Origin of the sequence: Trinickia sp. EG282A (assembly GCF_040965455.1) — a bacterium.
GTDB lineage: Bacteria > Pseudomonadota > Gammaproteobacteria > Burkholderiales > Burkholderiaceae > Trinickia > Trinickia symbiotica.
In genome coordinates this window covers 362,251-377,047 of sequence record NZ_JBFRCC010000004.1, presented here as the reverse complement: position 1 = coordinate 377,047, position 14,797 = coordinate 362,251, and the positions used below count along the sequence as shown (strand labels likewise).

The following is a 14,797-nucleotide window of genomic DNA, read 5'->3' as shown; positions in this document are numbered from 1 at the left end:
TTCTTTAGCGAGAAGCGAGCTTGTGTCGACAGACTACGGCCGCTTTGGAGGCGGTCGCCCTCAAGGTGCATCAGGGGACAGACGCAAGGCGCGGCGCGCGCATCGTCTCGTCGTGAAGCCTGCGCTTCACGGTGCGCCCGGAGACTGGTGGGCACATCTTTCGCGTAGAAGTGGAGCAAAATTCTGTTGGCAAACAGGCGAAAAATCAACTCCTCAATTTTCCGTCATGGGATAAGACATCATTCCATCGTGAGATATGAGGAAATAAAACCGTTTTCTTTGCGTCTAACGTGGAAGATTATTCTTTTGTGTACGTTTGCGCTTCCGATTTCGTCGCTGTTTTGCATCGACATATGAGCACCGCGCGGAAACCGGGGCCATTTCACAGGGTTCGGCTTCGGGGGAACCCGGCGTCAAGCGGAGCGACAAGTCGCTTATGATTGTGCCTGCCCACCGTACCCTCATTGGACCAGAATCGACATGACGCGCCACCGGGTGGACCGGCCCGCAGAGAACGACGCTCCTGGCAGCTGGCACGAAGAGCCGTCGTACCCGGCCGTACCGGAGCCCGATTTCGCGGTGCGTCGCGCGACGTTGATCGTGTTGTTGGCCGCGGCGATCGTGCTGCCTTTCATCTATGCGGCGACGATGGCCTACTCGGATTTTCGAGCGCGCGTCGCCGCCGCGTCCGACGTGACCGTGCGCACCGTGCGCATTGCCGACGAACATGCGCTGAAAGTATTCGACCTGAACGAAACGCTGAACGCGCGCGTCGACGATCTGGTGCGCGGCCTCGACGACAGTCGGATACGGGCTCGAGAAGCCGATATCCACGATAAGCTGCAGGAGATCGGCGGCGGCTACCCGCAGGTCGCGTCGATTTCGATTTTCGGTGCGGGCGGCATGCTTCTCGCGAACAGCCGCTACTTTCCCGCGCCGCACGCCTCGATCGCCGACCGGGAGGATTTCATCGGAATTCGCGGGGGCCGCATACTCGAGCACGTTTCAAGAACGATGACATGGCACGCCGGCGCCGGCGAAGCGATCTTCAACACAGGGGCCGCCCGGCGCAACGCGGACGGTTCGTTCGCCGGCCTCGTTTCCATCGCGCTGCGGCGCTCGTATTTCGAGTCGTTCTATCGCGAGCTGCTCGGTCAGGAAAGCCGCGCCATGACGATTTCGCTGATGCGCGCGGACGGCGCCGTGCTCGCCTCGTACCCGCCGAAGCCCGGCGGCGAGCAAGCGCTGCCACCCGCATTGTCGTCAGCGCTCGCGGCCAATGCGACCGCCGGCGTGCTGCGCATCGGCTCGTCGCCCGAAACGGGACGGGGTGAGATCCTGGCCTATCGGCGCGTCGGCTCATATCCGGTCTACGTCTCGTGCGCGTACAGCGGGGCCGTGATCTGGGGAGACTGGTATCGCCGGGCGACGGTACTCGTCGTCTCGATGTTCGCGCCGTCGATCGTGCTCTGGATCGTGCTCGCCTTGTCGTTGAAGCGCCTCGCCGCCGAGCAGCAAGCCTGGTCGCGCTGGCAGGTGGAGGCTTCGATGCGCCGCTCGATCGAAACGGCGTACCGGCAGTCGCGCAAGATGGAGGCGCTCGGCAACCTCGTCGGCAGCGTCGCGCACGACTTCAACAACCTGTTGATGATCATCGCGACGAACATCCAGATCGCGCGTCGCCGCGGCGCATCGAATTTCGAGCGTGAACTCGGCGCCGTCGAGCGCGCGGTAAAAAGCGGGCAGTCGCTGACGCGTCAGTTGCTGGGCGTTGCGCGCAAGCAGCCGCTGCGCAACGAGACGATCGATCTCGCCCGCTGGATGGCGGCCAGCCGGGAGCTCCTGAACGCTTCGCTGGGAGCGAAGGCCAGTCTCAGCCTCGACGTGGGGCCGGAGGTATGGCCCATCGAAGTCGACATCGCGGAGCTCGAGCTCGCCCTCATCAATATCGCGGTCAATGCGCGCGACGCGATGCCCAATGGCGGACGATTCACCCTTCGCGCAAGCAACGTCAAGCTCGAGCGAGCGAGCGGCTTCGCACTGGCCGGCGAATTCGTCCAGATCTCGTTGGAAGATACCGGCGCCGGCATGCCGCCCGACGTGCTCGCGCATGCATTCGAACCGCTTTACACCACGAAGGCGAAGGGCATGGGCACGGGCCTCGGCCTGCCGCAGGTCTACGCGTTCTGCGAACGCTCGGGGGGACTGGCCACGATCGAAAGCAAGGTCGGCGAAGGCACGGCGGTGCGGCTCTACCTGCCCCGCTCGAGCGCCGCGCCTTCCGAAGCGCCAGCAGTCGAACGCAAGCCCGAAGCGATCGCAATGATGAGCGGCTTACGTGTACTGCTCGTCGAGGACAACGACGAAGTCGCCGCCGGCACGGAAGCGCTGCTGCGGATGATGGGCCATGAAGTCAGCTGCGTGTACAACGCCGACGCGGCGATACCTCTGCTTTTCGACACGGCTCCGCCGCCGTTCGATGTCGTCATTTCGGACATTCACATGCCCGGCGCGAAGAACGGCATCGATCTGGCGGAAGCCGCGCAGGCCCTTACGACGCCGTTACCCGTGATCCTCATCACCGGTTATGCGCAGGAATTGGAGCGCGCAAGGAATGTCAAGGTGCGCGTGCTGTCAAAACCTTTTGACATCGCATTGCTGGAGACCATGCTGGAGGGGATCCAGCGAGAGCGCGAGCAACGCGCCCAGGCTGCAGGCAGACCCAGCTGACAAAAGCCGGCGCGCCGCTTGCGGCGCAGCCAGACGAAGCAGAACGAGAGTAAGGGGACAGCATCATGCAACATACGGTTATCGCATTTTTCGATACGTACGATGCGGCCGAACGGGCACGGGACATGCTAATCGCCGCGGGGCTCACGACCGAATCCATTTCGCTGCAGACACGGTGCGAGCCGACCTATGCGACCGACGCGACGACGGTCGCCGGAAAGGCTCATGAGGACGAGGGGCTGCTCGCGAGCATCGAGCGATTCTTCGAATCTCTGTTTACGACGCAGCCGCCACGCTGTGAAACAGCGCAATACGCGGAGGCTATAAGGCGCGGCGCTGTCATGCTGAGCGTCGATGCGGCGACCGATGCTCAATGCCAACTTGCAAAGACCACGCTCGAGCGGACGAGTCCCATCGACATCGAGGAACGGGCGTCGACCTGGTCCGCTCCGAGCGAGCAAGCGCTACACGAGCGCTCGCCCCTCGAGGAGCTAGGCCTGCGCCGCAGTGCCCCGAAGGCACAGCCGGGCGGACCGGTGCGCAGCTTCGCCCATACTAGCGCGGAACCGGCAGGGCGGAAAACGCCGGCGGAACCTCCGCGCATGCCGCCCAAGGCGGTTCCCGACGAATATCTCCAAGACGAAGAGGAATTCGAGGACAAAGCCCATCGCAACGGAAGCAACCGCCCGTGACGCGCCGGCGTCGGGCGATTTCTCATATTCCCGGTGCGGCGGGAAACCAGGTATGAGGATTGACTGCCCTCACTTCTTGGCGACGTGCCGCTCGACCCAGGCCTCATAGCGGCCAATGAAGCCTTGCAGGAACTTGCGCGTGTCTTCGCTCGCGATGGCGCCCTGCTCATCGAAGAAGCCGTCGCTGTACTTGAGAAAGATTTCGGGTTGACCGAGGGTCGGCACGTCGAGGTATGCCAGCACGTTGCGCAAATGTTGCTGGGCCAATGCCGTCCCGGTCGCACCCAGCGAAATTCCGCATACACCAGCCGGCTTGTCCTTCCACGAGTTCGCACCCCATGGCCGGGAACCCCAATCGAGCGCATTCTTCAAAACGCCCGGCATCGATCGGTTGTACTCGGGCGTGACGAACAGCAGGCCGTCGGCGCTTTCTATTTGCTGCTTGAATTTTCGTGCGACTTCGGGAAAGTCGGGATCATAGTCCTGGCTGTAAAGAGGCAGTACGCCGATATCCACGAACGAGAAGTTGAAGTCCGCGCTCGCAAGCTTCGTCAGGGCGTGCGCCAGTTGCTTGTTGAACGAATCGCGGCGCAGGCTGCCGACGACCACTTCGATTTGATAGGCCATTGCTGTCGCTCCTATTCGCTGAGAACTGTTTGACGACATGTGCTGCCCTTCGATCATAGTCCGAAGGCGATCCGCACCTGCGGCCCTTTTCGCGCTCAAACCAGTCCGGCGTCGGCCCGTCGCGGGTTTTGATCCGACTTTCCACAAGCTTTTCCACAGAAACTGTGGATAACTTGTCGCCTGCTGTTGGCGCTTACCAATGGTCACATGTGTGTCATTGCCTTGACAGTACGGCTGCAAGGCGCAATGAGCGTACCCATCTTGCCCGCACGGCGGCGCGGATCGATGCCCATGTGCGCGTCTCTGTACGAGGGGCGCGCGACCGCTTCAATCGAGCAACGCTCGGATTGCCTCCGGAGGGCGACCGATCACCGCTCGCCCATCGCGAACGACAATCGGGCGCTGCAGCAGAATCGGATGCTTGGCGATCGCCTCATAGAGCGCGGCGTCCGACAAGGCGGGGTCGACAAGGCCCAGCTCTTGGTATACCGACTCAGTGTCTCGCATCATGTCGCGCACCGGACCACCGAGCATGCGATGCAGTTGCTCGAGGTCGTCGACGGTCGGCGGCTCTTTGAGATATTCGACGATACGGACGGATTCGCCGGGTCCGGCTAGCGCATCGCGGACGAGATCGCATGCCGCTCTCGACTTCGAACAGCGGGCGTTGTGATAAATCGTGATCATCGTATTGCGGTTCTTGGAGGTTTGCTTCGATGTTCGAGCAACTCGATTCTAGGGGCTATAAGGGATCGGAGAAAGCCACGATGCGCGTGACGACGGGTTCGAGAAAGCGCGCCGATTCTCTTGGCCGGCGTAACGGCGAACCAGCGTCGCGCGACAAATCCATTTCACTTTTTGCCGTTCGCCTATCGCGCGCTGCAATTGATGGCATTGGTAGCGGAGATATAAAGCGTGTAATCTGTTTTGCTCTTCAATTTTCAATGTTGGCCAGTAGTGCAATTTGATGGTTAGCATGCGATTCGCGCCTCCGTTGGCATTGGCAAGTTGCCACGTGACGAAATGATCGCTCCGAGCTATCCCGGTCACCTCGGCGACTAGTCCTGACGCCGCTGCAATGATACTGGCCCGGTGGCGTGTCCATGCGGTTGCCGCAGCATCTTTATGCGCATAAACCAGCGCAACGCGCAGCCCCCTCCAAGAGCAGATCACCGAGGGACGCATCCGCTGCATGATCTTGCTTAGAGCCCCCCATGAGGCAAATACGAACGCTAGGCGCTCTCGCGTCGCACGCCCCCGTCCACGAACTGTGCGTCCGGACCCCTACCGGCAAGTTACCGCGCCAAGGTGCGGTTAGTTCGATGATCTCGCTGCGGTGAGCGCGTGTCGTCGATGAACCTCATCCTAAGACTGACCGGGGTTCACAATCCCGTAATCGAAACGGCGAGCCGGGGCTCGACTCTCGATGCCTGTCGCGAGTCGTTGCCGTTGGATGGTGATTCGCATCGTATCGACCAAGAGCGGCTATCGAAGTGCCCGCCGGCCACACAGCGCTCCATCGCCCTCGATTTATGCGCATAAACCACTGCCGAATGGCCAAGTGTCGTCAGCTCGCCACACAAAAACGTTGAAATAGAAATCCTTCAAGGTAGAATTCCTCGACCTCTTAAGGAGTGAATAAATTGGCAGCGGAAATCGTCGCGGTAACTCAACAAAAGGGCGGAGTCGGGAAGAGTACGATCGCCATGCACCTCGGCGCGGCCTTCCACGAAAAAGGGAAGCGGGTTCTCGTGGTCGATGCCGATGGTCAAAACACGCTGATCCACTGGGCCAGCGCATCGAATGACGGAGAAGCGGGCATTCCGTTTCCCGTCGTCAATCTCTCCGAAGCCGGCGGGCAGATCCATCGCGAGATCAAGAAGTTCATCGGCGACTACGACGTCATCGTCGTTGACTGCCCGCCCTCCATTACCGAGAAAGTCTCCGGCGTCGTTTTGTTGGCGGCTTCGATTGCAGTGATCCCTACGTCGTCATCGCCGGCTGATTACTGGTCGAGCGTCGGCCTCGTCAAGCTCGTTCAGCAAGCAAAGGTGATGAACGAGGATCTGCGCGCCGTTTTCCTCCTCAACAAGACGGAAGAAAAGCGAATGCTGACGCGCGAGTTGAAGCGCGCGCTCGAGGACCTCGGATTCCCGCTGTTGAAAACACAGATTCCAACCCGCGAAGCCTACAAGCAGGCGATGGCGCTTGGACAAACCGTGCTGCAAATGAGCGACCGAGGTGCGAAACTCGCCGCCGCCGAAATTCGCGCGTGCGCCGACGAGATCGCCGCCTTGCTCCCATGAGTTTATGCGCATAAAGGACGACACCCTCATGAAACCTTCCCAGTTCGCCAAAGGCTTTCAAACGCGCCCCGACACGACGAGTAGCGAGAAGCGAACCGCACTCGATCGCCTTAATGCCATCGACAACTTGGTGAAGAGCGATGCGCCTGCGGTAACCAAGCCGGCGGCGTCTCTGCATGAAGTGCCGATCGCGCCCGCCGCCGATGACGAACAAGCCTCGAACGAATCGCCCGAATACCGCGCGTGGCGCCGGGCACATGGATATAGGCCCGGTCAAATCATCGAGCTGGATCTCAAAGCGATCAAACCAAGCCCGTTCAACCCGCGGCATTTCTATCTGAAATCGTCGATCGCCGAGCTCGCCGTCAATCTCGCCAAGCAGGGCCAGCAGCAGGCAATACATGTCATTCCCGATTACGCCAACCCGGGGACCTACTTCGTCAGTGACGGTGGCCGACGTGTCCGAGCACTGAAAGAAGCCAACAAGGAGACGGTAAAAGCTGTCGTCGTCGATATTTCAGTCGGCATCGAAAGCTACAAGCTCGGCTACGATCTCAACGTTCAGCGTGATTCGCAGACGGTGTTCGACAATGCCGTCGTCTGGCGACGCTTCCTCGACGAAAAGCACTTCCAGAGCCAGAAGGAACTCGCCGAACATCTCGGACTCGACGAGTCGACGGTGGCGGTGGCGCTTTCACTATCGAAGCTGCCGGAGACGATCATGCAGGAAATGGTGGCGAGACCCGATCGCTTCGGCTCGAACATGGCCTACCAGGTCGGCCGGTATCATTCGGCCCGAGGCGTCGATGCGACGCTTCGCTTGATCAACAAAATTGTGTCGGACGACTTGAGTACGCGCCAGGTGGCCGACATCGTCAAAGGACGCACGGGTCCGCAGGAGAGTGCGAAGCCCGCGACCCGTCAGCGCTACGCGCAGCGAATGGAAATCAAGCTCGACGGCGTCTCGGTCGGCGACCTGAAATCATATGGCGACGATCGGCTCGAGTTGCGGTTACGCGGACTATCGCGCGAAAAGCGCGACGACATTCTTCGGCAAATCGAACTGATCCTGCAATCCGAGCGGAAATAACCGTATGCGGGTCGTGCCTCTTTGGCACGATTCGCCGTCTGCGTCTGCGTCTGCGTCTGCGTCCGCGAGCGGGAAGGGGAGGGGAGCGCAGCGCGCCGAAAACTTGCGACGAGTGTGCGTCTCAGGCCGCCCGCGATTGGCTCAGCGTGAAAGCTAACAGATCGCCGTCGGTCGGCTCGCCCCACGTTTTGCGAGCGAGCCAGTCAAAAAACGCTGTTTCGACGAGTTTCGAATTCAGTCCTCGGCGACGCCAATCCTCGCGCAGATGCGGCCCGAGCGCCGGCAAGGCGTCTTCCTCGAACGACCGCCGCGCGAGTTCCTGCTCCGACTCGCCTTGCTCCTCGTAGAGAGCCCTCGCTTCATTGCGGCGATATGCGGCGTACTCGTCGAGCAGGCGGGCCTTCAATTCGTCGGCCGGTGCGGCAATGGCCGGGCCCTTCGCGGCGTTGCCGCCGGACTGGACGACTTCGACCGCAGGCGCGTAGCCCTTCTTCAAGGCATCCTTGAATAAGGCGGCCGCGCTGCGCACGGGGGGCAGCGTCGTACTACGCATACGCTGCTCGGTCATCTGAAGCGCGGCGCGAATCCGGTTCTCCTCGCTATCCGCATAGATCGTTTGCGCTTCCTTGAGCGGAATGCCGATCTTCACCATGCGATCGACGAGCGTGCTGTCGAATACGTTCGGGTGTTCGTCGAGCGCCAGCATCGGCTGCTTGCGCTCGGTGACACGGAACTGAATCTCAGCGACACGCCGCCCTTCGCGATGCTCGATCAATTCGACGAAGATGTTCGTGACCGCGTTCACCTCAGCGATTGCCGGCCGCAGGTAATCGCGCTTGAAATATTTGTATTCGCGCTTCGCTTCGTCTCCGGCTTCGTTATCGGGCGTGCCCGAGAGGATCGGCCGCCACCAGGCCCACGACTCACGCATCGTCAGGTGGCTCGGATTCGTCAAATAGCGTACGCAGATTTCGTAGAGCGCCAGACCCGCGCTGCTGCGCAGCTGACTTTGGAACTGAAGGCTCAGGCGTGCATACTGCACCGGGTCCAGCAACTTCTTCTTGATCTTCGGCGCAAACGAGAATTCCACCCACACGCGGCGCGTAGCCGGATCCTCGAGAATTTCCGCATCGGCGATCAGCGTCGAAATGCCCCACTTGCGGCCCGGCTTCTGGCTCGACGTCCCTTGGCTCCATTCGACCTGGACGGACACCATGCGTCGCAGATGCTCTTTGACGAGCGCGGTATCGTTCGAATCGAACGCGGAATTGGCGACGATATCCGACAACAGCGCGCGGTAGGTATCGCCGGACTCGTCCGCCTGCTGGGCCACGGCCAGCAACACATTGAACAACTTGCGTGTGAGCAGCGTGATCTTGCCGCTCTTCGGCTGGATTGCAATCGCTTCGACGGCCTTGCGCAGTTCCGCGGAGCTTGGACCCACGACATCGGTTTTCTTTGCGCGCTTCGTTACCATGCATCGGATCCGGAAGGGATTTTCGCAAGAGGATACCGAGTGCGGTGAAGCACGTCTATAGCGGCACTCTCACCGTTTCCGGGTGATCGTCGTTTCTCGGCGCGGACTCACCTGCAGCGCTCCCGGAAAGGCTCACCTGAGAGCCCGCACCCCACCGGTCCGCATTCGTTGTCTATCGTGGAATCCATCTTCGAATCGGCCGGCAAGCGTGTCGTCGAACGCGTCGCATCGGCTCCCGAACTCCCTCACCGCGGGGTGCTGTCGCAATTTCGCGACGAATGGAGTGGCAGTCAGCGAGTCCGCGTTCTCATCGGCCAGCCGCAGGCAGGTGCCTGTCCCGTAACTTCTTTGGGAAATGAAATTGTCGAGATGGTCGTGAGGCAAGGAGGGAGGCGGCGCCATAGCCCTAGCTATGGCAACGACGAGCGAGGCCGTCCCCCAAGGGGATTTCCTCTGGGCGCATGGCGGCCATCTGGGCGATTCCATATCAAACGAACTTGCGGGACAGGGCACGCTATACGGCTGGCGCAGTCAGGCAACCGCGAGGTTCCGAAAGGCGATGTGCGCAGGGCGATGCAGCGGCGACCACGAGCCCACGCGTTCCGCAGCGCGGACCGCTCAGCCCGCCGCTGGATACGAAGATGGCCAAAGACGGCACCTCGCTCCCGAAAAGCCTCACCCGAGAAGTCCCCGAACCGCAGACGGCATACGGTAGCTCCATCATGATGCGCACGGTTGCCCCTCTGACGGCTCCCGCAGAGGCTCACCATTGCTTTTCAGCGACGCGCATACGACCGCCCAAGCATCCTCGCAATGGATTCACGAAAACACTCACCGCAACTTGGCTCTCGTCGCAAAATTCGCTGTTGCTTCGGCCACTTACGTCGAGAATCTCGTGCATCACTTACGTTGCAGTATGCTCCCGAAGAGCCTCACCTTTATCGGAGAGGAGAGTTTCACGGACCCGCCATATCTCACCGATCGGAGTCCCCTGAAAAACCTCACCTTGGGCAGCGATCGATATACGTTCGACTACTCACCTTACAACGCAGATGCGTCATTCAGCGAAAGTAATGACTAACTTACCGAGGTGATTCGCAACGGTACTTCGCGAGATGTCCCGAAAGCGCTCACCTTAAGCTGACGGGCTTCCTTCCCGCAAAGCTGCACCGATGCCCAACAGCCGGTCCCCGAATAACCTCACCTTTGACGCCGCGACCAAGATCCTCGGGGCCGACCGAGAGGTCATCGCCGCTCCAGGCCAACTGTGTTCCCGGATAACCTCACCTTTGGGCCGAATGCCCGCGCCGGCCGGCTCGGCGCCCGCAAAAGCTCACCGACATCGGGCTTTGGCTCCCGAATGCTTTCACCATGTCGAGCAAACAGGCCGAATTGGCACTGCGACAGCCCGTTCCGAGAAGTCCCGCAAAATCTCACCGATGACAAATCGAAGCAACTCAGGACAGGTCGGTTGACATAAGCCTGCCAGCGCTCACTATTCCCGAAGTCGCTCACCTCGCCACCCAACCAGATCGGCGACGAGTCCTGAATCCGCTCACGTCCTGTCCCGCAAACGCTCACGCGCATCCCTGAACCTCATCACTGATGCGTCCCGCAAATGCTCACGATCTTTCCCGGAAGGCTTCACCTTGGCGCCGGCAAACCCTTATCCAGCAAGCCTCAGCGCAGTCGTTAACTTCTTTTAACAAGGTTCAAGGGTGTTTACTTCAATGACTCTCAAGGGCAAGGCCGTGTGTCTTCCAAAAAAGGTGTTCCACTGCTTGCGAATGCATCCGTGAAACAAGTGAACGAACAGCCACAGCCACGTAAATTCCTTATACAACAAGGCACTGGACGCGCTTGTTAGTTTTGTTTCACGAAGTTGGCGCTCGTGCTTTGTCGAAAGCCGCCCCGGTAGTGCTCGACGACAATAGATTCGTCAAAACGCAACAACAATGCTCCGAACCGTAACGGACAGCACGTAATCCGTTATGATCAACACGGTTCACATCGCCGAGGTACATCTCCTTGACTATAGACGACGAGCGGCGGGCGATTCGCCTGGAACTTGAATCGATGAAAGCAGGCGGCGCTCATCGGCGGGACCTTTCGCTGCACGCTTGCAAACGGCTCTTTTTCGATCTTGGCATACGACCGTCGATGGCGGCTGTCCGAGACTTGACGCAAACGGGCAGTGCTAGCGATATCCCGAAAGACATCGACCACTTCTGGGAACGAATTCGCGAAGCGTCGAAGGTCCGAATCGGATCGGGCGCTATCCCGCCCGCTCTCGAGGAAAAGGCGGGCGAACTGCTTGGCGAGCTTTTCCGCGAAGCAATGATCGTTGCTCGGGATTCCCTCGAATCGGAACGCCGGGATTTGCATGCCCTGAAGGACGACACCGAGCGGCGCCTGCGCGAAGCGGAAATTCGCCGTCAGGCGTCAGACGAAGCTCTGCAGCGCAGCGAAGCGCGAGCGGAGGCAGCTTGGGCACGCATTCGCGAGCTGGAAGCCGAACTGGCCTCCTCGGCCACGCGACGCGCCTCGACTCATGAGACGTTGCAGGCCGCACTGATGCGGCTCGAAGCCGACAATGAGAAGCTGACCGAGCATCTGAAGACAGAAACGGCCGCGAATGCCGCGCTGCGCGAACGCATCGACGGGCTTCATGCGGAGATGCGGCAGAACGCCGAACACTATGCCGCCCAGATCAAAGATGCGATTGCCGAAGCGGAGCGTCGCGTCAAGCCGATGCTCGTCGAGCTCGATTCGCTGCGCGGCATGGCATCGACTTATCAGGCGGGCATTCGCGATGCGAGCCGCAAGGAATTCGACTTCATCCAGCAGCTGAGCGCCGCCAAAACCCGCTCCGACCGACTGGACGCCCAGGTTCGCGACCAATCCGACGAGATCGACGCGTTGACACGCGAGCTCAACGCGTTGCGAGCGCGAAGCACGGTATCCCCGGAGGTTGCCTCCGTTGTCTGGGCGCTGGCTCGCTCCGGCCGGCTCGGCGCACAGGATTTCGATGAACTTGGCACGGCCCTCGACAATCATGTCGACGTTCCTTCGCGTTGCCCCAAATGCGGCGATGGAGAACCCGAGCTCGCTCAGGTCGATGGGCGATACGAACTGTCGTGTCCCGAATGCGAGCACAGCTCGGGCATGGGCTGCTCGCGGCTCCAGGCGGTTGCACGCTTCCTGAATGCGGCGGGCGCCTCACCTGCCTGAGGCAATCCGGAGGACTTGCCGCTGTCCCGGCGACTCCGCCTCGTCTAATGGTGAGTTTTTCCGGGATCGGAAAAGTGAGCCTTTTCAGGAGCGGGGGATAGTGTGAACAGTGTCGCAGGCGGGCCCGGTCCGCTGTTTCCGCGATGCGGCGTGCCCGGCCGCGCGCCGCTTAGCCGCGTCGCCTAGCTGCGTCGCTCCGGTCTCCGCACGAGTCGATGCGGGCGTTCGGCGGCATGGCGCGATTGCTCGGCTCGCTCGGCCTCCTCGTAGGCGGACACGACGAATGCAAATGTCGCGGGTAAAGCATTGGATCGTCCGAACGTCGCCGGGTCGTCCGTTTCCGGATAGCTCATGTCGGCCGGACGTTTGAAAAGCTCGGCAATGAACGCGTCGTGCCGGCTGGCGAAGCCGAGGTCGGCGAGCGCCTCGGCTTCGATGGCGTGCAGCAGGCGCCATGTCAACGGCACGCCCTGCACGATGTACCGCGCCGCGATGTTCCGGACGATGTGCTCGAGGTCGCGCGCCGCGGCTTGAAAGCGCAGCGCGGCAAGGTCTTGTTCTTTCATGGCCCGCGCCTATTTTTGAGATGAAGTACTGTACAAATATACAGCATCTCGGGCGGTTGGCAAACCTCGGTTTTGTGCGCCGGATCAGCCGTGGATGACGACGAGCAGCGCTTTCGCGTCGCCTTTGCCGGCGTTGCGAATGGCATGCGGCACGTCGGCGACGTACCGTGCCGTATCGGCCGTCTTGAGACGTTTCGCAATGCCGTTCGCTTCGACTTCGACCGTCCCCTGCAACACCGTCAGGTGCTCACGCGTCCCCGGTTCGTGCGCATTCGAGACGAGCGCACCGCCGGCCTGCAGCGTCAGCTCATACCATTCGAATTTCCCGGCGAGCTCGATGGGTCCCCACACGCGAAGTTGATATTTGGCGTCGTGACCATCGAGTGTCGGAATGTCGTGCGGCCCCGCCACGCTGATCGTCTCAGGCGCCCTTTGCGCCGCGAACAGTTGATCGAGGCTCACCCCCAGCGCATTCGTCAGCCGCCACGCGACGGCGATCGTCGGATTCGCCTTGTCGCGTTCGATTTCCGAAAGCATCGACTTCGAGACGCCGGCTGACCGCGAGAGATCGTCGAGTGTCATGTTGCGCTCGGTGCGCAGCCGCTGGATCTGTTCGCCGACGCGCGGTGGCGCGGCGAGTGCCGACGTAGGCGACATAGTGGGCGGCGACGACGGCGCGCGCGGGCCACGCCGGCTGGCGGTGCTTGCCATTTGGTTTCCGATCGCTTAAAGTTGTTCGATATATCGAACCTGCGTTCGACAAAACGAAATTGTCCGCTGGATGCGATAAACGACTATAACAGCAACAGGGCCGCCTTTCGCCGGAGACCCCGGTGAGCGACGCGGTGCAATCCGACTCTTACAGGAGCCATCGATGCGCGAAAGCTATCTCACCCATCTACGCAGTACGATCGATCAGATTCGCGCAGACGGCTTTTACAAATCCGAACGCGTGATTGCGAGCCCACAATCGGCCGCGGTGCGCCTCGCGAGCGGCGCGGATTTGCTGAACTTCTGTGCGAACAACTATCTGGGCCTCGCGGATGACGCGAGGCTGATCGCCGCGGCGAAAGAAGGGCTCGACACGGACGGGTTCGGCATGGCATCGGTGCGCTTCATTTGCGGCACGCAGACTGTGCACAAACAACTCGAGCACGCGCTGGCAGCGTTTCTCGGCACCGACGACTCGATTCTTTATTCGAGCTGTTTCGACGCGAACGGCGGCCTTTTCGAGACGTTGACCGATGAAAACGACGCGATCATCAGCGACGAGCTCAACCATGCGAGCATCATCGACGGCGTCCGGCTCTCGAAAGCGAAGCGCTATCGCTACAAGAACAACGATCTCGCCGACCTCGAGGCGAAGCTGCGTGAAGCGGATGCCGCCGGTGCGCGTTTTAAGCTGATCGCGACGGACGGCGTCTTCTCGATGGACGGCATCATCGCAAACCTTGCCGGAATCTGCGATCTCGCCGATCGCTATGGCGCGCTCGTGATGGTCGACGATTCGCACGCCGTCGGCTTCGTCGGCGAGCATGGCCGAGGCACGCCGGAATATTGCGGCGTCGAAGGGCGTATCGACATACTGACGGGAACCCTTGGGAAAGCGCTGGGGGGCGCATCCGGCGGATATGTCGCCGCGCGTCGCGAGATCGTCGAGCTGTTGCGCCAGCGCTCGCGGCCCTATCTCTTCTCGAATACGCTCGCGCCGAGCATCGCCGCCGCTTCCCTCAAAGTGCTCGAGCTTTTGCAAAGCGAAGAAGGCGCGCATCTGCGCAAGCGTGTCCGCGCCAACGGTGAGCGTTTTCGGGAGGCGATGACCGCCGCCGGTTTTACGCTCGTACCGGGCGAGCACCCGATCATTCCAGTGATGCTCGGCGATGCGCTCGTCGCCTCACGCATGGCCGACGCGTTGCTGCACGAGGGCATTTATGTGATTGGCTTCTCGTATCCGGTCGTCCCCAAGGGACGTGCGCGCATTCGCACGCAAATGAGCGCGGCGCATACGCCGGAGCAGATCGACGTCGCAGTCGACGCATTCAAGCGTGTCGGCGCGGCGCTCGGCGTCGTCTGATCGA

Annotated in this window: 12 protein-coding genes; 7 read left to right on the top strand and 5 right to left on the bottom strand. The window is 61.1% G+C overall.

The annotated features are described in order from the left end of the window. Positions 1-480 precede the first annotated feature (480 nt). Together AB4Y31_RS20915 and AB4Y31_RS20910 are read left to right on the top strand one after the other, a co-directional pair. Positions 481-2,730: an ATP-binding protein gene (locus AB4Y31_RS20915; protein ID WP_368675594.1), complete on the top strand. Its 2,250-nt coding sequence runs from the start codon at positions 481-483 to the stop codon at positions 2,728-2,730. Between the two features lie 65 nt (positions 2,731-2,795). Then, positions 2,796-3,422 (top strand): hypothetical protein, encoded by a 627-nt coding sequence (locus AB4Y31_RS20910; RefSeq protein ID WP_368675593.1) that lies wholly within the window; start codon positions 2,796-2,798, stop codon positions 3,420-3,422. Between the two features lie 69 nt (positions 3,423-3,491). Here the strand turns inward: AB4Y31_RS20910 and AB4Y31_RS20905 are convergent, their stop codons facing one another. After that, positions 3,492-4,049, bottom strand: a complete 558-nt coding sequence (locus AB4Y31_RS20905) for an NADPH-dependent FMN reductase (protein ID WP_368675592.1) — start codon at positions 4,047-4,049, stop codon at positions 3,492-3,494. A 327-nt stretch (positions 4,050-4,376) separates the two neighbouring features. Further along, on the bottom strand, positions 4,377-4,736 hold the full coding sequence (gene arsC / locus AB4Y31_RS20900) for an arsenate reductase (glutaredoxin) (protein ID WP_368675591.1): 360 nt from the start codon (positions 4,734-4,736) through the stop codon (positions 4,377-4,379). Between the two features lie 29 nt (positions 4,737-4,765). Between arsC and AB4Y31_RS20895 the strand changes: the two genes are divergently transcribed. The 3 genes from AB4Y31_RS20895 (at position 4,766) to AB4Y31_RS20885 (ending at position 7,445) form a co-directional block, all read left to right on the top strand. After that, positions 4,766-5,017, top strand: a complete 252-nt coding sequence (locus AB4Y31_RS20895) for a hypothetical protein (protein ID WP_368675590.1) — start codon at positions 4,766-4,768, stop codon at positions 5,015-5,017. Positions 5,018-5,692: 675 nt separating this feature from the next. Beyond that, entirely contained in the window at positions 5,693-6,355 is a 663-nt protein-coding gene (parA, locus tag AB4Y31_RS20890; protein WP_107149033.1) for a ParA family partition ATPase, read from the top strand. 28 nt (positions 6,356-6,383) lie between these two features. Beyond that, positions 6,384-7,445: a ParB/RepB/Spo0J family partition protein gene (locus tag AB4Y31_RS20885; RefSeq protein ID WP_368675589.1), complete on the top strand. Its 1,062-nt coding sequence runs from the start codon at positions 6,384-6,386 to the stop codon at positions 7,443-7,445. A gap of 121 nt (positions 7,446-7,566) precedes the next feature. On the opposite strand, the gene AB4Y31_RS20880 is transcribed toward AB4Y31_RS20885, so the two are convergent. After that, positions 7,567-8,922 carry a replication initiation protein gene (locus AB4Y31_RS20880; protein ID WP_368675588.1) on the bottom strand — a complete coding sequence of 452 codons (1,356 nt, stop codon included), beginning with the start codon at positions 8,920-8,922 and terminating at the stop codon, positions 7,567-7,569. 2,028 nt (positions 8,923-10,950) lie between these two features. Here AB4Y31_RS20880 and AB4Y31_RS20875 point away from each other — a divergent pair. Continuing rightward, positions 10,951-12,153: a DNA-binding protein gene (locus tag AB4Y31_RS20875; protein ID WP_368675587.1), complete on the top strand. Its 1,203-nt coding sequence runs from the start codon at positions 10,951-10,953 to the stop codon at positions 12,151-12,153. A 182-nt stretch (positions 12,154-12,335) separates the two neighbouring features. Here AB4Y31_RS20875 and AB4Y31_RS20870 read toward each other — a convergent pair whose 3' ends face one another. Beyond that, entirely contained in the window at positions 12,336-12,719 is a 384-nt protein-coding gene (locus AB4Y31_RS20870; RefSeq protein WP_368675586.1) for a DUF2471 family protein, read from the bottom strand. An 84-nt stretch (positions 12,720-12,803) separates the two neighbouring features. Beyond that, a complete protein-coding gene (locus AB4Y31_RS20865) occupies positions 12,804-13,430 on the bottom strand; it encodes a helix-turn-helix domain-containing protein (protein ID WP_368675585.1) in 627 nt (208 codons plus the stop codon). A gap of 163 nt (positions 13,431-13,593) precedes the next feature. Between AB4Y31_RS20865 and AB4Y31_RS20860 the strand changes: the two genes are divergently transcribed. Then, positions 13,594-14,793, top strand: a complete 1,200-nt coding sequence (locus tag AB4Y31_RS20860) for a glycine C-acetyltransferase (protein WP_368675584.1) — start codon at positions 13,594-13,596, stop codon at positions 14,791-14,793. The last annotated feature ends 4 nt before the right edge of the window (positions 14,794-14,797 follow it).